At 61.0% G+C, this 23,221-nt stretch carries 7 protein-coding genes and 1 pseudogene; all 8 read right to left on the reverse strand.

Translation table 11 applies throughout. The features are described from left to right. Positions 1-153 precede the first annotated feature (153 nt). Complete coding sequence (locus tag U0O11_RS08040) at positions 154-17,034, reverse strand: Ig-like domain-containing protein (protein WP_324692407.1); 16,881 nt, start codon at positions 17,032-17,034, stop codon at positions 154-156. A 174-nt stretch (positions 17,035-17,208) separates the two neighbouring features. After that, positions 17,209-17,448, reverse strand: a pseudogene (locus U0O11_RS17635) (BapA prefix-like domain-containing protein); the annotation flags it as partial. 467 nt (positions 17,449-17,915) lie between these two features. Then, positions 17,916-18,722: a carbonic anhydrase gene (locus U0O11_RS08045; RefSeq protein ID WP_324692408.1), complete on the reverse strand. Its 807-nt coding sequence runs from the start codon at positions 18,720-18,722 to the stop codon at positions 17,916-17,918. A 220-nt stretch (positions 18,723-18,942) separates the two neighbouring features. Continuing rightward, the gene (locus U0O11_RS08050; RefSeq protein WP_324692409.1) at positions 18,943-20,262 is read right to left on the reverse strand and encodes a molybdopterin molybdotransferase MoeA; all 1,320 of its coding nucleotides are present in this window, start codon (positions 20,260-20,262) and stop codon (positions 18,943-18,945) included. After that, positions 20,252-20,782 (reverse strand): molybdenum cofactor biosynthesis protein B, encoded by a 531-nt coding sequence (moaB, locus tag U0O11_RS08055; RefSeq protein ID WP_107334844.1) that lies wholly within the window; start codon positions 20,780-20,782, stop codon positions 20,252-20,254. Before moaB ends, U0O11_RS08050 begins: the two co-directional genes overlap by 11 nt. Before the next feature lie 2 nt (positions 20,783-20,784). Next, positions 20,785-21,129, reverse strand: coding sequence for a DUF1244 domain-containing protein (locus U0O11_RS08060; protein ID WP_054556717.1), 345 nt, complete (start codon positions 21,127-21,129; stop codon positions 20,785-20,787). A gap of 313 nt (positions 21,130-21,442) precedes the next feature. Further along, on the reverse strand, positions 21,443-22,489 hold the full coding sequence (locus U0O11_RS08065) for a formate dehydrogenase subunit gamma (protein ID WP_442872641.1): 1,047 nt from the start codon (positions 22,487-22,489) through the stop codon (positions 21,443-21,445). Between the two features lie 9 nt (positions 22,490-22,498). Continuing rightward, entirely contained in the window at positions 22,499-23,158 is a 660-nt protein-coding gene (gene fdh3B, locus U0O11_RS08070) for a formate dehydrogenase FDH3 subunit beta (RefSeq protein ID WP_043333544.1), read from the reverse strand. Positions 23,159-23,221 lie beyond the last annotated feature (63 nt).

The raw sequence follows: 23,221 nt of genomic DNA on the forward strand, positions 1-23,221 counted from the left end.
TGTGGGCAGACGGGCAACGAAATAGGGTGGGCATCATGTGACTCCTTGTCTTCAGAGTGTCCTCTGAAGTGCTGCGTCATCCTGACGCTCTAGTGTTTCTGAATCATGCTGATCATCAAGGGAGGTGCCCCTTGCGGGGCACCTCGATCAGGCTTATCCGTTGCTGGTATTCACGGTCACGTCTTGATCGATATACAGCGTTGCCTCACCAAGCTGATAAGTATCATACGTCGTGCCGTTGAACTCGGTCGTTGTCGCGGAGGATGTTGCCCCAGCCGCTTCCACGCTATCGCCTTCATCGCCATCGATGTACAGCTCGTTATCACCATCGGTTAGGTTCAATACCGTATCGGCATCGATTTTCAGACTGGTGCCGGTCTCGCTGCTAGCCGAGATATCGAGAACTTCGATGTTGGTCATGACACTGGGCTCAGCCTGGGCGGACAAGGCGACGAGATCGATGCCTTTTCCTGTGCCATCGAAGCTGACGGTATCGCTACCTGCACCGCCTTCGATGGTGAAGTCCAGGTTGGAGATGACAATCAGGTCATCCCCATCGCCACCATCAAAGGTATTGCTGCCCGAATCGCCAATCAGCAGGTCATTCCCTGCGTTCCCGACCAGTGAGTCATCCCCCTCGCCCCCTCGAATGACATCATCAAAGCTACTGCCGATGAGAGAGTCATTGCCGGAAAGGCCGAATATTGTGCCTCCTTCGAGATTGGCTGAAATGTCGATTGAGTCATCGATCAACTGTTCTCCGATGAAGGTATTTTCGTCATTGACTCCAGAGAAAAGGGGTTCATTGGAATCTAGCAAATCTACGCCTGCCAAGGAGGAGATGGTATCCGTGGTACTGGCATCGTAGGCATCGGTCGCCGTGATGCTATAGGCATCCAGTAGATCGACATCAACTAGATTCAGTTCAGAGGCCCCACCATCATTAAACTCTATAGTTGCCAGGAACTGATTGAGTGCAAGGTTATCGATGTCACCACCATCTATCGCGGTTATCGTCAACTCAGCTGTAGTGAGAACGGTTCCGATAAGGCCGCCCGAGCTTGTCGAGACCGATAGCCCAAGCGAGGTAGCCAATTCATCATTCCAGGTAAACTCTGGATCAGTGAGCAAGCCACTTAACGCACTGACGTCTGCTATTGCAGCATAATTGATAACGACTTCGCGCAAATTGTTGTCAGGGTCCGCAACGAAGACCTTGTTGTTGGAAAGGTCAATCAGGTTGAGTGCTTCCAGACCAACCAGGCCCAACAGCTCGGAATCCTGCAGGGTGACGATAGGGGCGGTATTGGTGACCGCGTCCAGGCTTTCCTCACCGACGAAGGTGATTTCACCCGTCGCCGTATCGCCATCACCATCCACGACCGTGACACTGACATCAGACTCATTGACCTCCGTGCCCACCAGCAACTGCTCGCCGCTGATGAGGGAGTCGATGACCTCACTGCTCGTCAAGGTGCCGCCTTCGGTCAGATCGAGTCCATCGATATTGATGACCTGATTGGCGGACGCGGCAGGGTCAGTGGTAAATCCACCCTCTGTGTTGATATAGAGGATGGTCGTATCGGATGCCGAGATATATTCAGCACTGATATAGCTTGCAAGATTGTTGGTGGCGCTATCGACATAGTAGGCCCCATTGAGTATGTCTCGCAGATCGAGAATATCTCCCGATCCGACGCCTCCGTTGTCGAAGTTGAGCACGGTGTCTGTTGCCGCAGCAGCGACAGTGCCCTCATCACCCGACTCCCAACGAAGGACGTCGACTCCGTCACCACCGTCCAGGGTGTCGTCGTCTGCGCCGCCGATCAGCAGGTCAGTCGCACCGCCTCCGTTCAGTTCATCATTGCCGCTGCCACCGCGCAGGATATTACTTCCACTTCCACCATTCAGTGTGTCATTACCTGCGTATCCATAGAGGTTGGAGCCAGGTACAGAAGCATCTATAGACGAATCATCTCCATTCGTCCCCTCAACAACAGGTGAAGTATATCCTTCTGCAAGGATATCAGCGGTCAAGACCGTTGCATCGGCAGCGGTATTGGATTCCGCAGATAGAGAATCCGATGCAGTTATTACACTAGTCTCGAGTATTGAATTCAAAATGTTGTTTGCGTTCAATACACCCAGGGTATTGAGAGTATCGATGACACCACCCACCACTCCAGTCAGTTCAATCGTAAACTCAACGTTTGCAAGGATCTCGCTGGCTTCGATATTGGAAATGGTGCCACCATCTGAATCAGTAATGGTGAGGGTCAGAATGTTACCCACTTCAGTCGGAGTGACATTAAGGCCTAGCTCACTTTCCAATGCGCTACTGAATGACCACTGGCTCTCTGCAATTATGCCATTGATCAGGTCCTCCAATGAGATAATTGAGAGTAGTGGAAGGCCTGTTATAGGATCTACAGGGTTAATAATGCTGTCCAATACGCCTGACACAGTACCTAAGAGTTCCTCTATCGTGGTGTAGAGATTTGCCGTGCTTAGAGTTATTGATTCTAAGTTTCCTTCGGCATCATAGGCGCTGTAGAGCTGGTCGTTACTTAAGTCAACAATATCCAGTAAGTTGACACCGACGAGCCCAAGAACATCATCTGTATTCGAAACATTGGCGATAGGCCGCGTATTGTCTTCCTCAGTTGCGCTGAACTGGCCTTGGTGGCTGTAGCCATAGTCCCCTGAGTCGATATTCAGGCTGAAGGATTCACCGGACAGCGTTTCGACCGCCAGAATGCCATCGACGATGCTGACAGTATCGCCAGCCTCCAGACCAATCTCGGTAGAGGTGCCGGTCACGTCCGCGTAGGTGCCATCATCAGAGACAGTGAATGTCAGGCCCTTGAACGCGAAGGACTGCACCTGCCCATTTGCCACATCAGCCCCAAACCCGAAGTCATCCTCACCATCGAAGATGGAGCCGGTGTAATCCGTATTTGAGCTCAGAGTCTCCACGACGGTACTTGCCGCAATCGTCGGTACATCATCAGTGATATCGATGTTCAAGGTGCTGCTGGTGCTCGACGTGCCATCGGTCAGAGTGACAAGCACATCCACCGTGGATGATTCGGCATTCGCCTGATCAATGTTACCGAGCAGTTCTGCGCTGTAGACAACTTCCGAGCCATCCTCGGTGACGGAAACGACCATGACGGCCGTCGCTGCAGCGTTATCGACATCACTCGCCAGTGTGAGCGTACGTCCTTCATCCGTGACGACCCAATCAAGCGCCTGGCCGTTACTGGTGAGCGACTCGGTGGAACTGAGTGAAAGAGTTGCCTCGCCGCTGGTATCGGCGAATGTCTGAGAGCTTGCGACGGCGCCTGCCACAGAGGCGATTAGCGCCTCAGAGATCGTGAGACGGTTGGCATTGCCCAGATCGAGGAAATCGTCGCTCAGCTTGGTCGCCGTATCGGTCACGGCGGCCACATTCTCATTTCCCGCATCGTCCGTCACGGTCATAGTCACGGTCAGCAGCCCCTCTGCCAGACCGGTGAGGTCTACGCCTGACACAGTCACTTCGCCCACCGCCGAGACAGTGATGTTCTCGGTTGGGACGGTGACGGAGCCATTATCGGTATCGGTGATCACGATCGTGAGGTTGCTGCTGGTCAAGCCGGCTTCGACAGTGCCTTCGAATGTAACATCTGTCGCTTCTGCAGCGTTGAGGTCGTCTCCATCAGCATCCGTGAAGTTGATGACACTCTCTAACGGAGCAGTAGTATCAATGGTCACAGCGCCCAGGCTGACCTCAGTGCTGACATTGCCGGCGACATCGATCTGACGGATCTGCACAGCACCATCGGCATAGCTGCCTTCGGCAAGGGTGAAGGTAGTGCCAGTGCCCGCAATCCAGGTCGTGCCACCGTTGGTGGTGTACTCCCAAGTCGCGTCGACTTCCAGACCACTCACGGTGACCTCACCATTGCTGGTGATGCCGTCGTCGGTGATGTTGGTGTCTTCACTCAGCGCGAGGCTCGGGACTTCAGGCACCGTGAGGTCACTGGTGGTGGTGCCGTCGGTCTCGAATGTATTGCCCGCCACATCGGTCACGGTCATCGAGACGGTGAGGGCGCCTTCAGTGAGCCCGGAAGTTGCGGTGCTCAGGTCCAGGCCGGTTACGGACAGATTGCCGGCGCCGTCGACCGTAATGTCAGTCGTGGCGACGGTGATCTTGTTGGCCGGATCGGCACTGTCAGTGATGGTGATCACGACATTGCTGCTGTCGAGGCCGGCCTCGATGCTGCCAGTCAGATCGACGGCACTGATGTCTGCTAGATTGAGGAGGCCATCGCCACCATCGACGAAGGCGATGCTGCCCGTCGGGTCGGTGGCATCCACGGTCACGGCGCCCAGGTTCACGGCGTCACTGACGTTGCCAGCGACATCGATCTGACGGATCTGCACAGCGCCATCGGCATAGCTGCCTTCGGCAAGGGTGAAGGTAGTGCCAGTGCCATCGACCCAGTTGCTGCCGCCGTCGGTGGAATACTCCCAGCTGGCGTCGGCTTCCAGATCGCTGACAATGACTTCACCGTTGCTGGTGATGCCGTCGTCGGTGACGTTGGTGTCTTCACTCAGCGCGAGGCTCGGGACTTCAGGCACCGTGAGATCACTGGTGGTGGTGCCGTCGGTCTCGAATGTATTGCCCGCCACATCGGTCACGGTCATCGAGACGGTGAGGGCGCCTTCGGTGAGCCCGGAAGTTGCGGTGCTCAGGTCCAGACCGGTTACGGACAGATTGCCGGCGCCGTCGACCGTAATGTCAGTCGTGGCGACGGTGATCTCGTTGGCCGGATCGGCGCTGTCAGTGATGGTGATCACGATATTGCTGCTGTCGAGGCCGGCCTCGATGCTGCCAGTCAGATCGACGGCACTGATGTCTGCCAGATTGAGGAGGCCATCGTCACCATCGACGAAGGCGATGCTGCCCGTCGGGACGGTGGTATCGACCGTCACGTCGCCCAGGTTCACGGCGTCACTGACATTGCCGGCGACATCGGTCTGACGGATCTGTACAACGCCATCGGCGTAGACACCTTCGTCCAGCGTGAAGGTGGTGCCGGTGCCATCGATCCAGTTGCTGCCGCCGTCGGTGGTGTACTCCCAAGTCGCGCCGGCCTCGAGGTCACTGACGGTGACTTCACCATTGCTGGTGATGCCGTCGTCGGTGACGTTGGTGTCTTCACTCAGCGTGAGGCTCGGCGCGGCGATGGTCGCATCGACCGTCACGGCGCCCAGGTTCATGGCATCACTGACATTGCCGGCCACATCGGTCTGACGGATCTGCACGTCACCATCGGCGTAGACACCTTCGTCCAGCGTGAAGGTGGTGCCGGTGCCATCGATCCAGTTGCTGCCGCCGTCGAGGGAGTACTCCCAGCTGGCGTCGGCTTCCAGATCGCTGACAGTGACTTCACCGTTGCTGGTGATGCCGTCGTCGGTGACGTTGGTGTCTTCACTCAGCGCGAGGCTCGGGACTTCAGGCACCGTGAGATCACTGGTGGTGGTGCCGTCGGTCTCGAATGTATTGCCCGCCACATCGGTCACGGTCATCGAGACGGTGAGGGCGCCTTCAGTGAGCCCGGAAGTTGCGGTGCTCAGGTCCAGGCCGGTTACGGACAGATTGCCGGCGCCGTCGACCGTAATGTCAGTCGTGGCGACGGTGATCTTGTTGGCCGGATCGGCACTGTCAGTGATGGTGATCACGACATTGCTGCTGTCGAGGCCGGCCTCGATGCTGCCAGTCAGATCGACGGCACTGATGTCTGCTAGATTGAGGAGGCCATCGCCACCATCGACGAAGGCGATGCTGCCCGTCGGGTCGGTGGCATCCACGGTCACGGCGCCCAGGTTCACGGCGTCACTGACGTTGCCAGCGACATCGATCTGACGGATCTGCACAGCGCCATCGGCATAGCTGCCTTCGGCAAGGGTGAAGGTAGTGCCAGTGCCATCGACCCAGTTGCTGCCGCCGTCGGTGGAATACTCCCAGCTGGCGTCGGCTTCCAGATCGCTGACAATGACTTCACCGTTGCTGGTGATGCCGTCGTCGGTGACGTTGGTGTCTTCACTCAGCGCGAGGCTCGGGACTTCAGGCACCGTGAGATCACTGGTGGTGGTGCCGTCGGTCTCGAATGTATTGCCCGCCACATCGGTCACGGTCATCGAGACGGTGAGGGCGCCTTCGGTGAGCCCGGAAGTTGCGGTGCTCAGGTCCAGACCGGTTACGGACAGATTGCCGGCGCCGTCGACCGTAATGTCAGTCGTGGCGACGGTGATCTCGTTGGCCGGATCGGCGCTGTCAGTGATGGTGATCACGATATTGCTGCTGTCGAGGCCGGCCTCGATGCTGCCAGTCAGATCGACGGCACTGATGTCTGCCAGATTGAGGAGGCCATCGTCACCATCGACGAAGGCGATGCTGCCCGTCGGGACGGTGGTATCGACCGTCACGTCGCCCAGGTTCACGGCGTCACTGACATTGCCGGCGACATCGGTCTGACGGATCTGTACAACGCCATCGGCGTAGACACCTTCGTCCAGCGTGAAGGTGGTGCCGGTGCCATCGATCCAGTTGCTGCCGCCGTCGGTGGTGTACTCCCAAGTCGCGCCGGCCTCGAGGTCACTGACGGTGACTTCACCATTGCTGGTGATGCCGTCGTCGGTGACGTTGGTGTCTTCACTCAGCGTGAGGCTCGGCGCGGCGATGGTCGCATCGACCGTCACGGCGCCCAGGTTCATGGCATCACTGACATTGCCGGCCACATCGGTCTGACGGATCTGCACGTCACCATCGGCGTAGACACCTTCGTCCAGCGTGAAGGTGGTGCCGGTGCCATCGATCCAGTTGCTGCCGCCGTCGAGGGAGTACTCCCAGCTGGCGTCGGCTTCCAGATCGCTGACAGTGACTTCACCGTTGCTGGTGATGCCGTCGTCGGTGACGTTGGTGTCTTCACTCAGCGCGAGGCTCGGGACTTCAGGCACCGTGAGATCACTGGTGGTGGTGCCGTCGGTCTCGAATGTATTGCCCGCCACATCGGTCACGGTCATCGAGACGGTGAGGGCGCCTTCAGTGAGCCCGGAAGTTGCGGTGCTCAGGTCCAGGCCGGTTACGGACAGATTGCCGGCGCCGTCGACCGTAATGTCAGTCGTGGCGACGGTGATCTTGTTGGCCGGATCGGCACTGTCAGTGATGGTGATCACGACATTGCTGCTGTCGAGGCCGGCCTCGATGCTGCCAGTCAGATCGACGGCACTGATGTCTGCTAGATTGAGGAGGCCATCGCCACCATCGACGAAGGCGATGCTGCCCGTCGGGTCGGTGGCATCCACGGTCACGGCGCCCAGGTTCACGGCGTCACTGACGTTGCCAGCGACATCGATCTGACGGATCTGCACAGCGCCATCGGCATAGCTGCCTTCGGCAAGGGTGAAGGTAGTGCCAGTGCCATCGACCCAGTTGCTGCCGCCGTCGGTGGAATACTCCCAGCTGGCGTCGGCTTCCAGATCGCTGACAATGACTTCACCGTTGCTGGTGATGCCGTCGTCGGTGACGTTGGTGTCTTCACTCAGCGCGAGGCTCGGGACTTCAGGCACCGTGAGATCACTGGTGGTGGTGCCGTCGGTCTCGAATGTATTGCCCGCCACATCGGTCACGGTCATCGAGACGGTGAGGGCGCCTTCGGTGAGCCCGGAAGTTGCGGTGCTCAGGTCCAGACCGGTTACGGACAGATTGCCGGCGCCGTCGACCGTAATGTCAGTCGTGGCGACGGTGATCTCGTTGGCCGGATCGGCGCTGTCAGTGATGGTGATCACGATATTGCTGCTGTCGAGGCCGGCCTCGATGCTGCCAGTCAGATCGACGGCACTGATGTCTGCCAGATTGAGGAGGCCATCGTCACCATCGACGAAGGCGATGCTGCCCGTCGGGACGGTGGTATCGACCGTCACGTCGCCCAGGTTCACGGCGTCACTGACATTGCCGGCGACATCGGTCTGACGGATCTGTACAACGCCATCGGCGTAGACACCTTCGTCCAGCGTGAAGGTGGTGCCGGTGCCATCGATCCAGTTGCTGCCGCCGTCGGTGGTGTACTCCCAAGTCGCGCCGGCCTCGAGGTCACTGACGGTGACTTCACCATTGCTGGTGATGCCGTCGTCGGTGACGTTGGTGTCTTCACTCAGCGTGAGGCTCGGCGCGGCGATGGTCGCATCGACCGTCACGGCGCCCAGGTTCATGGCATCACTGACATTGCCGGCCACATCGGTCTGACGGATCTGCACGTCACCATCGGCGTAGACACCTTCGTCCAGCGTGAAGGTGGTGCCGGTGCCATCGATCCAGTTGCTGCCGCCGTCGAGGGAGTACTCCCAGCTGGCGTCGGCTTCCAGATCGCTGACAGTGACTTCACCGTTGCTGGTGATGCCGTCGTCGGTGACGTTGGTGTCTTCACTCAGCGCGAGGCTCGGGACTTCAGGCACCGTGAGATCACTGGTGGTGGTGCCGTCGGTCTCGAATGTATTGCCCGCCACATCGGTCACGGTCATCGAGACGGTGAGGGCGCCTTCAGTGAGCCCGGAAGTTGCGGTGCTCAGGTCCAGGCCGGTTACGGACAGATTGCCGGCGCCGTCGACCGTAATGTCAGTCGTGGCGACGGTGATCTTGTTGGCCGGATCGGCACTGTCAGTGATGGTGATCACGACATTGCTGCTGTCGAGGCCGGCCTCGATGCTGCCAGTCAGATCGACGGCACTGATGTCTGCTAGATTGAGGAGGCCATCGCCACCATCGACGAAGGCGATGCTGCCCGTCGGGTCGGTGGCATCCACGGTCACGGCGCCCAGGTTCACGGCGTCACTGACGTTGCCAGCGACATCGATCTGACGGATCTGCACAGCGCCATCGGCATAGCTGCCTTCGGCAAGGGTGAAGGTAGTGCCAGTGCCATCGACCCAGTTGCTGCCGCCGTCGGTGGAATACTCCCAGCTGGCGTCGGCTTCCAGATCGCTGACAATGACTTCACCGTTGCTGGTGATGCCGTCGTCGGTGACGTTGGTGTCTTCACTCAGCGCGAGGCTCGGGACTTCAGGCACCGTGAGATCACTGGTGGTGGTGCCGTCGGTCTCGAATGTATTGCCCGCCACATCGGTCACGGTCATCGAGACGGTGAGGGCGCCTTCGGTGAGCCCGGAAGTTGCGGTGCTCAGGTCCAGACCGGTTACGGACAGATTGCCGGCGCCGTCGACCGTAATGTCAGTCGTGGCGACGGTGATCTCGTTGGCCGGATCGGCGCTGTCAGTGATGGTGATCACGATATTGCTGCTGTCGAGGCCGGCCTCGATGCTGCCAGTCAGATCGACGGCACTGATGTCTGCCAGATTGAGGAGGCCATCGTCACCATCGACGAAGGCGATGCTGCCCGTCGGGACGGTGGTATCGACCGTCACGTCGCCCAGGTTCACGGCGTCACTGACATTGCCGGCGACATCGGTCTGACGGATCTGTACAACGCCATCGGCGTAGACACCTTCGTCCAGCGTGAAGGTGGTGCCGGTGCCATCGATCCAGTTGCTGCCGCCGTCGGTGGTGTACTCCCAAGTCGCGCCGGCCTCGAGGTCACTGACGGTGACTTCACCATTGCTGGTGATGCCGTCGTCGGTGACGTTGGTGTCTTCACCCAGCGTGAGGCTCGGCGCGGCGATGGTCGCATCGACCGTCACGGCGCCCAGGTTCACGGCATCACTGATATTGCCGGCTACATCGGTCTGACGGATCTGCACGTCACCATCGGCGTAGACACCTTCGTCCAGCGTGAAGGTGGTGCCGGTGCCATCGATCCAGTTGCTGCCGCCGTCGAGGGAGTACTCCCAAGTGGCGTCGGCTTCCAGATCGCTGACGGTGACTTCGCCATTGCTGGTGATGCCGTCGTCGGTAATGTTGGTGTCTTCACTCAGCGCAAGGCTCGGGGCGGCGATGGTCGCATCGACCGTCACGTCGCCCAGGTTCACGGCGTCGCTGAAGTTGCCGGCCACATCGGTCTGACGGATCTGCACGCTACCGTCGGCATAGCTGCCTTCGGCAAGGGTGAAGGTAGTGCCAGTGCCCGCAATCCAGGTCGTGCCACCGTTGGTGGTGTACTCCCAGATGGCGTCGGCTTCCAGATCGCTGACGGTGACTTCGCCATTGCTGGTGATGCCGTCGTCGGTAATGTTGGTGTCGGTGGTGAGCGCAAGGCTCGGAGCGTCAGGCACCGAGAGGTCACTGGTGGTGGTGCCGTCGGTCTCGAACGTATTGCCCGCCACATCGGTCACGGTCATCGAGACGGTGAGGGCGCCTTCGGTGAGCCCGGAAGTTGCGGTGCTCAGGTCCAGACCGGTTACGGACAGATTGCCGGCGCCGTCGACCGTAATGTCAGTCGTGGCGACGGTGATCTCGTTGGCCGGATCGGCGCTGTCAGTGATGGTGATCACGATATTGCTGCTGTCGAGGCCGGCCTCGATGCTGCCAGTCAGATCGACGGCACTGATGTCTGCCAGATTGAGGAGGCCATCGTCACCATCGACGAAGGCGATGCTGCCCGTCGGGACGGTGGTATCGACCGTCACGTCGCCCAGGTTCACGGCGTCACTGACATTGCCGGCGACATCGGTCTGACGGATCTGTACAACGCCATCGGCGTAGACACCTTCGTCCAGCGTGAAGGTGGTGCCGGTGCCATCGATCCAGTTGCTGCCGCCGTCGGTGGTGTACTCCCAAGTCGCGCCGGCCTCGAGGTCACTGACGGTGACTTCACCATTGCTGGTGATGCCGTCGTCGGTGACGTTGGTGTCTTCACTCAGCGCAAGGCTCGGGGCGGCGATGGTGGCATCGACCGTCACGTCGCCCAGGTTCACGGCGTCGCTGACATTGCCGGCCACATCGGTTTGACGGATCTGAACGTCGTCGTCGGCGTAGACACCTTCGTCCAGCGTGAAGGTGGTGCCGGTGCCATCGATCCAGTTGCTGCCGCCGTCGAGGGAGTACTCCCAAGTGGCGTCAGCTTCCAGACCACTGACGGTGACTTCGCCATTGCTGGTGATGCCGTCGTCATCCATTCCGGTATCGCTGGACAATGCCAAGGCCGGACTGGTGGGCACAGTAGTATCGACCGTAAGCGTGAACTCGCCAGATGGCGCGCTTTCATTGCCGGCGGCATCGGTCGCTGTGACGCTGAAGACGTGATTGCCCTCGGTGAGATCAGTGCTCGGGGTATAGCTCCAGGCACCATTGGCATCGGCGGTGGCAGTCGCGATTTCCTCACCGTTATGGGTGATGGTGACGGTGCTGTTGGCTTCGGCGCTGCCGGTCAGCGTCGGCGCCGCATCATTGGTGCTGTCGCCGGAGGCGAGGGCACCGGTATCGGCTGCTACGTCGTCGGTCGCGGAGGTGATGGTCGGCGTGTTTGGTGCGGTAACGTCAGCGTCTTCCGGCACATCGAGTGCCGCGGACGCTGCGCTTTCATTGCCGGCCGCATCGGTTGCCGTGGCTGTCAGTGTGCTGCCAGCTTCCTGCTCCGGTGAAAGCTCAACGGAGAAGTTGCCTTCTGCATCGACGACCGCGGTGCCCACAACATCGTCGTTGGCATTGGTGATCTCGACCGTGGTGCCCGCTTCACCGGTCCCGGCGACGGTAGTGCCATCGGTCTCGGACAGGACTGGCGCATCCGGCGCGGTGGTGTCGACCGTGAGCGTGAACTCGCCAGACGCTGGGCTTTCGTTACCTGCGGCATCGGTCGCGGTGACGCTGAAGACGTGGTCGCCATCGGTGAGATCAGTGCTGGGGGTATAGCTCCAGGCGCCATTGGCATCGGCGGTGACTGTCGCGATTTCCTCACCGTTGTGAGTGATGGTGACGGTGCTATTGGCCTCAGCGCTGCCGATGAGGGTCGGCGCCGCATCATTGGTGCTGTCGCCGGAGGCGAGGGCACCGGTATCGGCTGCCACATCGTCGGTCGCGGAGGTGATGGTCGGCGTATTCGGCGCGGTAACGTCAGCGTCTTCCGGCACATCGAGTGCCGCGGACGCTGCGCTTTCATTGCCGGCCGCATCGGTTGCCGTGGCTGTCAGTGTGCTGCCAGCTTCCTGCTCCGGTGAAAGCTCAACGGAGAAGTTGCCTTCTGCATCGACGACCGCGGTGCCCACAACATCGTCGTTGGCATTGGTGATCTCGACCGTGGTGCCCGCTTCACCGGTCCCGGCGACGGTAGTGCCATCGGTCTCGGACAGGACTGGCGCATCCGGCGCGGTGGTGTCGACCGTGAGCGTGAACTCGCCAGACGCTGGGCTTTCGTTACCTGCGGCATCGGTCGCGGTGACGCTGAAGACGTGGTCGCCATCGGTGAGATCAGTGCTGGGGGTATAGCTCCAGGCGCCATTGGCATCGGCGGTGACTGTCGCGATTTCCTCACCGTTGTGAGTGATGGTGACGGTGCTATTGGCCTCAGCGCTGCCGATGAGGGTCGGCGCCGCATCATTGGTGCTGTCGCCGGAGGCGAGGGCACCGGTATCGGCTGCCACATCGTCGGTCGCGGAGGTGATGGTCGGCGTATTCGGCGCGGTAACGTCAGCATCTTCCGGCACATCGAGTGCCGCGGACGCTGCGCTTTCATTGCCGGCCCCATCGGTTGCCGTGGCTGTCAGAGTGCTGCCAGCTTCCTGCTCCGGTGAAAGCTCAACGGAGAAGTTGCCTTCTGCATCGACGACCGCGGTGCCCACAACATCGTCGTTGGCATTGGTGATCTCGACCGTGGTGCCCGCTTCACCGGTCCCGGCGACGGTAGTGCCATCGGTCTCGGACAGGACTGGCGCATCCGGCGCGGTGGTGTCGACCGTGAGCGTGAACTCGCCAGACGCTGGGCTTTCGTTACCTGCGGCATCGGTCGCGGTGACGCTGAAGACGTGGTCGCCATCGGTGAGATCAGTGCTGGGGGTATAGCTCCAGGCGCCATTGGCATCGGCGGTGACTGTCGCGATTTCCTCACCGTTGTGAGTGATGGTGACGGTGCTATTGGCCTCAGCGCTGCCGATGAGGGTCGGCGCCGCATCATTGGTGCTGTCGCCGGAGGCGAGGGCACCGGTATCGGCTGCCACATCGTCGGTCGCGGAGGTGATGGTCGGCGTATTCGGCGCGGTAACGTCAGCATCTTCCGGCACATCGAGTGCCGCGGACGCTGCGCTTTCATTGCCGGCCCCATCGGTTGCCGTGGCTGTCAGAGTGCTGCCAGCTTCCTGCTCCGGTGAGAGCTCAACGGAGAAGTTGCCTTCTGCATCGACGACCGCGGTACCCACCACATCATCGTTGGCATTGGTGATCTCGACCGTGGTGCCCGCTTCCCCGGTTCCTGCGACGGTGGTGCCATCGGTCTCGGTCAGGACTGGCGCATCCGGCGCGGTGGTGTCGACCGTGAGCGTGAACTCGCCAGACGCTGGGCTTTCGTTACCTGCGGCATCGGTCGCGGTGACGCTGAAGACGTGGTCGCCATCGGTAAGATCAGTGCTGGGGGTATAGCTCCAGGCGCCATTGGCATCGGCGGTGACTGTCGCGATTTCCTCACCGTTGTGAGTGATGGTGACGGTGCTATTGGCCTCAGCGCTGCCGATGAGGGTCGGCGCCGCATCATTGGTGCTGTCGCCGGAGGCGAGGGCACCGGTATCGGCTGCCACATCGTCGGTCGCGGAGGTGATGGTCGGCGTATTCGGCGCGGTAACGTCAGCATCTTCCGGCACATCGAGTGCCGCGGACGCTGCGCTTTCATTGCCGGCCCCATCGGTTGCCGTGGCTGTCAGAGTGCTGCCAGCTTCCTGCTCCGGTGAGAGCTCAACGGAGAAGTTGCCTTCTGCATCGACGACCGCGGTACCCACCACATCATCGTTGGCATTGGTGATCTCGACCGTGGTGCCCGCTTCCCCGGTTCCTGCGACGGTGGTGCCATCGGTCTCGGTCAGGACTGGCGCATCTGGCGCAGCAGTATCGACGGTGAGGGTGAACTCGCCAGAGGCTGCACTTTCGTTGCCGGCGGCATCGGTCGCGGTGACGCTGAAGACGTGATCACCTTCGGTGAGATCAGTGCTCGGGGTATAGCTCCAGCTGCCATTGGCATCGGCTGTCACGCTATCAATGACTTCGCCGTTTTGGGTGACGGTGACGGTGCTGCCGGCTTCGGCGCTGCCGGTCAGCGTCGGCGTCGCATCGTTGGTGCTGTCGCCCGAGGCGAGGGCACCGGTCACGGCTTCCACATCGTCCGTGGCGGAGGTGATGGTCGGGGTGTTGGGGGCAGTGACATCCGCAGCTTCCGGCACCACCAGGGTGTCGGAGGCCGGGCTTTCGTTACCCGCGGCGTCAGTGACAGTGGCAGTCAGCTCAGCGCCGGCTTCCTGCTTCGGAGACAGCGTGATGCTGAACGTGCCGTCATCGGCAACAGTGCCGGTACCCAGCAGATCGCCATCACCATTGGTGACTTCGACGGCGCCACCGGCCTCGGCGCTGCCGTTGACGGTGCTGCCATTGGCCGTCTCGCCATCGGTCTCGGACAGAACCGGCGCATCCGGCGCAGTGGTATCGACTGTGAGGGAGAACTCGCCGGACGGCGCACTTTCGTTGCTGGCAGCATCGGTCGCGGTGACGCTGAAGACATGCTCGCCATCGGTGAGATCAGTGCTCGGGGTGTAGCTCCAGGCGCCATTGGTATCCGCCGTCACGCTATCAACGACTTCGCCGTTGTGGGTGATGGTGACGGTGCTGCCGGCCTCGGCGCTGCCGGTCAGCGTCGGCGTCGCGTCATTGGTGCTGTCGCCGGAGGCGAGGGCACCGGTCACGGCTTCCACATCATCCGTGGCGGAGGCGATGGTCGGGGTGTTGGGCGGAGTCACATCAGCGTCTTCGGGCACATCAAGTGCCGTGGACGCTGCGCTTTCGTTGCCGGCCGCATCGGTTGCCGTGGCTGTCAGTGTGCTGCCAGCTTCCTGCTCCGGTGAGAGCTCAACCGAGAAGTTGCCTTCTGCATCGACGACCGCAGAGCCCAGGATGTCGCCAGCAGTGTTGGTGATCTCGATCGTGGTGCCCGCTTCACCGGTTCCGGCGACGGTGGTGCCATCGGTCTCGGACAGGACTGGCGCATCCGGCGCAGTGGTATCGACGGTGAGCGTGAACTCGCCGGACGGTGCGCTTTCGTTGTCGGCGTCATCGGTCGCAGTGACGCTGAAGACATGCTCGCCATCGGCGAAATCGGTCTCGGGCGTGAAGCTCCAGGTGCCATTAGTATCTGCGGTGGTGGTGCCGATCTCTTCACCATTGTGGGTAATCGTGACGGTGCTGCCGGCTTCGGCGCTGCCGGTCAGCGTTGGCGTCGCGTCATTGGTGCTGTCGCCGGAGGCGAGGGTACCGGTCACGGCTTCTACATCGTCCGTGGCGGAGGCGATGGTCGGGGTGTTGGGGGCAGTGACATCCGCAGTTTCCGGCACCACCAGGGTGTCGGAGACCGGGCTTTCGTTACCCGCGGCGTCAGTGACGGTGGCGGTCAGTTCAGCGCCGGCTTCCTGCTTCGGAGACAGCGTGATGCTGAAGGTGCCGTCATCGGCAACAGTGCCGCTGCCCAGCAGGTCGCCATCACCATTGGTGACTTCGACAGTCCCGCCGGCCTCGGCGCTACCATTGACGGTGCTGCCATTGGCGGTCTCGCCATCCGTCTCGCTCAGAACCGGCGCATCCGGTGCTGAAGTATCGACTGTCAGCGTTAACTCGCCAGACGGCGCGCTCACATTGCCGGCTTCGTCAGTCGCGGTGACGCTGAAGACGTGGTCGCCATCGATGAGCTCAGCACTCGGGGTATAGCTCCAGCTGCCATTGACATCGGCTGTCACGCTATCAACGACTTCGCCGTTGTGAGTGATGGTGACGGTACTGCCGGCCTCGGCGCTGCCGGTCAGCGTCGGCGTCGCGTCATTGGTGCTGTCGCCATCCTCTAACGCACCAGTGATGGCTTCCACATCATCCGTCGCGGCGGCGATGGTCGGGGTGTTGGGTGCGGTGGAGTCGGTGTTTGTATCCACCGTCGCTGGCGTAGAGCTGCTGCTAGTGTTGCCGGAAGGATCAGTAGCGGTGGCCGTCAGCGCCTCGCCATCCTGTTGGGCCGGATCAAGTTCGATGGAGAAGGTGCCATCGTCTTCCGCAATCCCAGTGCCGACGCTATCGCCATTGCTGTTGCTGATCTCGATGTCGCTACCGACTTCGGCCGTACCGGATGCCGTGGTGCCATCGGAGTCGTTCAAGGCCGGAGCAACGGGCGCCTCGGTATCAATGCTCAAGGTGAACTCGCCAGACGGGGCACTTTCGTTACCGGCGGTATCGGTCGCGGTGACGCTGAAGACATGCTCGCCATCGCCAAGCTCTGTGTTTGGAGTGAAACTCCAGGCACCGTTGCTGTCGGCGGTGGTGGTGCCGATCACATCACCATCGAGCGTGACAGTGACGGTACTGCCGACTTCAGCAGTACCGCCCAGGGTCGGCGTGGTGTCATTGGTGCTGTCGCCATCCTCTAACGCTCCAGTGATGGCTTCCACATCATCGGTCGCGGCGGCGATGGACGGGGTGTTGGGTGCCGTGGTGTCAGCACCCTGCGGCACGGTAACTGCGGTGGAGGCTTCGCTCACGTTGCCGGCGGCATCGGTCGCGGTGGCGGTCAGTTCGGTACCGGCTGCCTGCGCGGGAGACAGCTCGACCGAGAAGTTGCCATCTGCATCGGCAACGGCGCTTCCTACGTTGTCGCCAGCGGCATTGGTGACCTCGATAGTGGCGCCGGGCTCACTGCTGCCGGTGAGAATATTGCCTTTGGTCTCGTCGAGGACAGGCGCCTCAGGCGCTGTCGTGTCCTCATCCGAGGAGGAGCTGTCATCGCCAGTGGCAGCGGACACGCCGACACCGGCGGCCACGGCAACGCCGCCTGCCACGAGGCCAGCGGTGCTGATGCCAGCCACTGTACCCGCTCCCGTTGCGGCACCTGCACCCGCAGTGCCTGCACTTGCTGCTGCGGTAGTGAGCGCCGTCTCTGCAGTCGTCAATGCAGCAGTGGGAGTAAAGGGTACTGCGCCGCCCGCACCGGCCTCGCCTAGGCCGACCTGAAAGATATCACCCGCGAATTCGTCGCCCTGCAGGTAGAGGTGGCTCAGGTCGTTGGGGTCGTAATAGAAGTTCTCAAATACGATGGTTTCCCCATTTTCTAGAGTGACCAGCAGGTCATTGCCCTCGCGAAGTATCGAGTCAACATCTCGTGGAGAGATGTCCAGACTCACATCGGATACATGATTGAGCTGTACTCTATCTACCTGTCGGAGAATGGTGTCCTGGTTGGCGAGTTGACCATGAGTAGAGGCTTTGGCATTGACAGGCATATGGACTACCTCTTTGATCAGGGGCAAGACAGACTGTCGTATTAATTATCTGATATTTAGGACAAATTATGTTGGTGATCAATTTTCTAGTACATGAAAAAACTCTTGTTCGTTTATTTACCGTTATTCATGTTTTTCTGCGATCCTATGTCTTTAGTTGTAGGAGATTTTCCCACGTCTTTAGAATTGTCCTGTGGTGTTATGAGTCTAATGCTATGTTGAACTCCAACATGTACGCTTGTAAGGATACTCCAGATCAAATTGTAGGGTTTTTTGGAAAAAAATTTAGGGTGTCGACAATTATTCACAGTTGTCAGGCTTAGTATCTAATGAGGCTGTTACACGAAGTATGAACGACCATGTCGTTTTAAAAGCGTTTGTTGAACTTCTATTCGTTACCTTTAGACCCAAAAAAGGCGCCACCCGCGAGGGTGGCGCCTTTGTCGTCCGTGGCGCGCCTGTATCAATCAGCGCTGAAGGGGGCGGGCATTCTCTCCGCCTTGCCATTCATGGTAGGCGTCGATCTGTGCTTGGGAGGCTTCGATCGGCGTCTGCATGACAAACCAGGTGACGGGCTCAGAGCATGGGGGAGTGGTAAGCGAGCCGGAGTACTGCCAGCCGGCATGCTCGCGTGGCAGCAGCAGATTGGCAGACAGGCCACTTGTCAGGGTCTCGGAGAGACCGCGCTGGGGCAGGCGGCTCAACAGGCGGCTGAGAGCTAGGTTGTCATGCCCTTCCTGGACCATTACGGCCAGCACGGCCAGCTTGCCTTCCGGCGTGCTGTGCACCAGATGGATTTCCATGGCGGCACGCTTGCCGTCGATGGCGTGCTCTGACGGCACATGCAGGTGCACCTGCGACAGGGTGTACTGGGTGCCATCCAGCGTCATGGTATTGCCGCTGGCCCCTTCGATCTGCAGGGTGTGGCCCGTATCGCGCGTGACGAGCAGCGGCGAGTGGTAGTCGAGTTTCGGGCCCGCTTCATTCAGCGTGCGTGACTGGCTGTCGATGTCGATCGGCGACTGCTGGCTGCCGGCCGAGCACTCGGCATAGCCCGGGGTGAGCTCTCCCCAATGCTCAGGGCCATTGGGACCGGCGTTAGTGCCGTCCGCCGATTCACTCGCATAGCTCCATTCGGTGACTGACGTGCCCGGTGCGGGCGCTGTGGCATTGTCATCGGCTAGCGCTGGCAAGGGTGGCGACGTGGTGGCAAGCAGCACAGCCATGGCAAGTGGGCGTAACAGCGCGCGGGGCGACGAGGAAGAGGCTGGCATTGAGGTGTCCTTGCTCAAGAGTCCGTAACCGATCAGTGTCCTGAGCCGCCCTAGGCAGTCAGAACTCAGATGAATGAAGGCAATCAGTGTGCCGGACTCAGGGGCGAGGTCAAGATGACGCTGGAGTGTCACTAGGGTGTCGCATTCCAGCGTCAGTTGTCGCGGTAGTACTCACGACATTTGTAAAGACAGTTGTGAAAACAGGGAGGGGAGAGCGGTGTCAGCGCTCGAGCCACAGGCATTCCACGCTGTCGCCGTGGTTGAGCTGTGCGTGGGGCGGAATCACGGCCAGTGCCTGAGCACCGGCGCAGGAGGAGAGTACCGCCGAGTTCTGGTCCGGGAAGGCATGTGCCTCAAGCTGTCCATCACTGCCGGGCGCCAAGGTGACGCGCAGATGGTCCTGACGGATGGCGGTGCGGGCTGAGAAGGCCGCGCGTACCGTGAGACGTTTCAGCTCGCGCAATGCAGTGCAGTCGGTCATCTCGCCCAGTAACGGACGAAGGAACAGCCAGCCTCCGACCCAGCTTGAGACCGGATTGCCCGGCAGGCCCACGACACGCACCACGTCACCCCGGGGGCTGTTGATGCGCCCCAGCGCCAGTGGTTTGCCCGGTTTGATGGCCAGACGCCATAGATCCAGGCTGCCGAGCGCCTCGATGGCGGGGCGGACGTGGTCTTCCTCGCCGACGCTGACTCCACCGCAGGTGACGATCAGATCAGCCTGTTGCGCCGCCGAAGCGAGGGCGTCACGGGTGGCCTCGAAGGTATCGGCCACATTGAGTGGCGCCAGCACCATCTCAGCCCCGAAGTCGCTGAGCATCTGGCTGAGCATCACGCGATTGGAGTTGTAGATCTGGCCGGGCTTGAGCGGCTGGCCGGGTTCGATCAGTTCATCACCGGTCGCGAACAAGGCCACCCGTACCTTGCGGCGCACCATTACGTGACTTGCCCCCTGGCCACACAGAAGACCCAGCGCGGCAGCGTCCAGTCGCGTGCCCGCGGCGAGCAATCGATTGCCCTTGCTGACATCCCGGCCTTGAACCCGAATGTTGTCGCCGTGGGTGCGAGGTCCGGGCAGCCAGGCCAGGGTGGTGCCATCTTCGCCTTCACGCAGTGTCACCTCTTCCTGCATGACCACCACGTCGGCACCGTCGGGGATTTCCGCTCCGGTGAACAGGCGCGCGCAACTCGCCACGGCCAGCGGCGTGGCAGGCTGACCTGCCGCGATACGCTGACTGATCGGCAGCCAGGCACCGTCACCAATGTCTGCAACGCGGGCGCAGTAGCCATCCATCTGGGAGTTGTCGGCAGGCGGCACGTCCAGCTCGGCATGCACGTCCTCGGCGAGCACGCGCCCGGCAGCGTCACTGACTGCCACGCGCTCGGCAGGCATCAGCGGGCAGCTGTCACGTAGCGCTGCGAGTGCACTGGCCAGGGGCGCCAGCCCCTTGGCGCCGACAGGTACGGCGTCGCAGCCACACTCTGCCGCCGCGGAAGGCGACGGGCGAGAATGCGGGTCTTTACTGGCGTCAGTGGGCATGGGTTCCGCGCTCCGGAATCACCAGGTTGGCGAAGTTGCAGGGGCGATGACGGCTGTCGAGCTGCTCCCTGAGGATGCCGTTCCAGGCCGTCTTGCAGGCGCCGGTGGAGCCGGGCAGACAGAACACCACGGTACGGTTGGCCAGCCCGCCCAGACAGCGGCTCTGGATTGTCGAGCTGCCGACTTCCTGGTGTGAAAGCTGACGGAAGAGTTCGCCGAAGCCCTGGATTTCCTTGTCGAGCAGCACGCGAATGGCTTCCGGCGTGGAATCACGCCCAGTGAAGCCTGTCCCCCCCGTCGTCAGGATGACCTGCACGGCCGGGTCCGCGATCCACTCGCTGACCACGGCGCGCAGCTGGTAGACGTCATCGGGCACGATGCGCTTTTCATGCAGGGTATGGCCAGCCGCCGTCAGGTTGTCGACCAGAGCGTCACCGGAGCGGTCATTCTCTGCGGTACGTGTATCCGAGACGGTCAATACCGCGATGGTGAGGCCGATCTGTTCGTCATTGCCGCTCATGATCAGTCCTTCTTGCCTTGTTGACGTGCCTCGAGCGCTGCCAGCTGCTCAGGGGTCGCCTTCGCCTGGTGATGTGTCTTCCACTCGGAATAGGGCATGCCGTAGACATGCTCGCGCGCCGCGTCGTAATCGAAACTCACGCCACGCTCCTCGCCAGCGGCCATCAGCCACTTGGAGAGGCAGTTGCGGCAAAAGTCGGCGAGGATCATCAGATCGATGTTCTGGACATCCTTGTTGTCATCCAGATGCTTGAGCAGACGACGGAACGCGGCCGCTTCCAGCTCGGTGCGAGTCTGTTCGTCCAGTTGGCTCAGGTCTTGTACGGCTTGAGGGGTCGGGTCGCTCATCGAATTCTCCTGAGAAGGCGCAGCCTGGCGCCAGCCTTCATGCTGTCGGGGTGCCTGGTGGGTCCAGGCGGGATATCTGAAACTTTACGCAACTAATGCAGGGCTGTGAACCAGCGCTGCACGCCTGTGGTTTGGTCTGTGATTTGGCAGACGGACTGGCAGGCGGGTTGGCCGGTGGAGCGCTAGTGGGGGGCAGAGTCGCGAAAGAGTGTGCGCGCGCAAGCGAGAGAGCAGGCGCTGGCAAGCGAAAACGCCCGGCAGGCGAACCTGACCGGGCGTATCTTCACTCATCCAGCGGATGTCTGACGCCGCGCTAATTCGGACGTTGCTGACGTGCCAGGCTATCGTCAGGCGCCGTGGCGGGGTCTGCGGCCGGGTCTGCCGCTTCGGCCTGCTTGACCTCGTCGTACCACAGATTGTGGTGCTGCTTGGCCCAGGTCTCATCGACATAACCGGTCTTCATGCCCTCGAAGGCGCCCTCGGTACCGGCTGTGCCGATATAGATGTGGCCGAAGGACACCGCGATCAGCATCAGCGAGGCGATGCCGTGGAAGACATTGGCCCACTGCATGTTGTCACGCGTCTGGCCGAAGATCGGGAAGTCGAGCACCAGCCCGCTGGCAATCACTACTAGGCCGACCGTCGCCAGAATCCAGTACCAGGCCTTTTCCCCGCCATTGGCGAAGCCGGCGTCCGGATGCTTGCCCTTCATCATGCCGCCACCCTGACGGAACCAGTCAAGGTCATGTTTTCTGGGAAGATTGAGCTTCAGCCACTTGGCCAGCACCAAGATCAGCATGATCGAGAACAGGGGCCCCACATAGTTGTGGATCACCTTGGTTGCCATGATCATGTTGGCCCAGAACACGTCCCCGAACACATTGCGGAACACGAACTTGCCCCACAGCAGATTGATGCCGGTGATGGCCAGCGTCAGGAACAGCGTCGCCAGCGTCCAGTGCATGGCACGCTCCAGCGCTGTCCAGCGCAGCATCAGCTTGCCGCTGCGCGGGTGGTCCAGATTGTTGCGTCCCACCAACAGGTAGAAGATCACCAGCACGGCCAGCATGCCACCCAGTGCGATCAGGCCACCCGGTGAGATCCAGCGATTGCGGATCTGACGCCAGGTCTCGCCGCTTTGGTTGATCAGGCTGTAGTTGGAGTCATGACGGCTGTCGATGGAGTTGCCCCCATTCTTGACCTGCCGCCAGGTATCGGCGTCCACCGTGCCGACCGCCTGACCGATCTCGCCGTCAGGGTTCGCGGCCAGTGCCTGAGGAGCCAGCCAGAGACTGGCCAGCATCAGGCACAGGAACATGGCGACCACGGTCAACCGTGAAGCTGTAAAGTGCGCGCGCATGTCGCCTCCTTACCCCTTGCGGGCTGCGTCGTAGGCCAGGTGGTCCGCCTGCTGAACGCTGCTGGTGGTCAGGTTGGCAGACGTCTCCGGATGACTGGCCTTGTCGACCGGCGACCAGGCACCGTCTTCATGGCCACGGTAGACCACACGCTGACGGAAGATGTCGGAGACGGTCTCGGCATCGCCGGCCAGCAGGGCCTTGGTGGAGCACATCTCGGCGCACAGCGGCAGCTTGCCTTCGCTGATGCGGTTGGCGCCGTACTTCTCGAACTCTTCTTCCGGGCTCTCGGCCGGGCCGCCTGCACAGAAGGTACACTTGTCCATCTTGCCGCGCTCGCCGAATGCGCCTTGCTGCGGGAACTGCGGAGCGCCGAACGGGCAGGCGTACAGGCAGTAGCCGCAGCCGATGCAGATGTCCTTGTCGTGCAGGACGATGCCGTCATCGGTCTTGTAGAAGCAGTCGGTGGGGCAGACCGCCATGCATGGCGCGTCATCACAATGCATGCACGCCACCGAGATGGAGACTTCGCTCGGTTTGCCGTCATCCAGGGTCACCACGCGGCGGCGCTGAACGCCCCACTCGGTCTCGTTGGCGTTCTTGCAGGCTGTCACGCAGCCATTGCACTCGATGCAGCGCTCTGCATCACACAAAAATTTCATCTGGGCCATGGTGCTTCTCCTTCACGGCCTGTCGCCGGGTTCCTCGGTCAACAGGCCGGATGATTCTGGTAA

It is taken from the genome of Cobetia sp. D5, from assembly GCF_035666195.1.
In the GTDB taxonomy this organism is placed as follows: domain Bacteria; phylum Pseudomonadota; class Gammaproteobacteria; order Pseudomonadales; family Halomonadaceae; genus Cobetia; species Cobetia amphilecti.

What these genes read in the sequence shown, in the direction of transcription:
- U0O11_RS08045 (WP_324692408.1), bottom strand. Translation starts at nt 18,722, where the DNA reads ATGCCAGCCTCTTCCTCGTCGCCCCGCGCGCTGTTACGCCCACTTGCC.
- U0O11_RS08050 (WP_324692409.1), bottom strand. Translation starts at nt 20,262, where the DNA reads ATGCCCACTGACGCCAGTAAAGACCCGCATTCTCGCCCGTCGCCTTCC.
- moaB (WP_107334844.1), bottom strand. Translation starts at nt 20,782, where the DNA reads ATGAGCGGCAATGACGAACAGATCGGCCTCACCATCGCGGTATTGACC.
- U0O11_RS08060 (WP_054556717.1), bottom strand. Translation starts at nt 21,129, where the DNA reads ATGAGCGACCCGACCCCTCAAGCCGTACAAGACCTGAGCCAACTGGAC.
- U0O11_RS08065 (WP_442872641.1), bottom strand. Translation starts at nt 22,489, where the DNA reads ATGCGCGCGCACTTTACAGCTTCACGGTTGACCGTGGTCGCCATGTTC.
- fdh3B (WP_043333544.1), bottom strand. Translation starts at nt 23,158, where the DNA reads ATGGCCCAGATGAAATTTTTGTGTGATGCAGAGCGCTGCATCGAGTGC.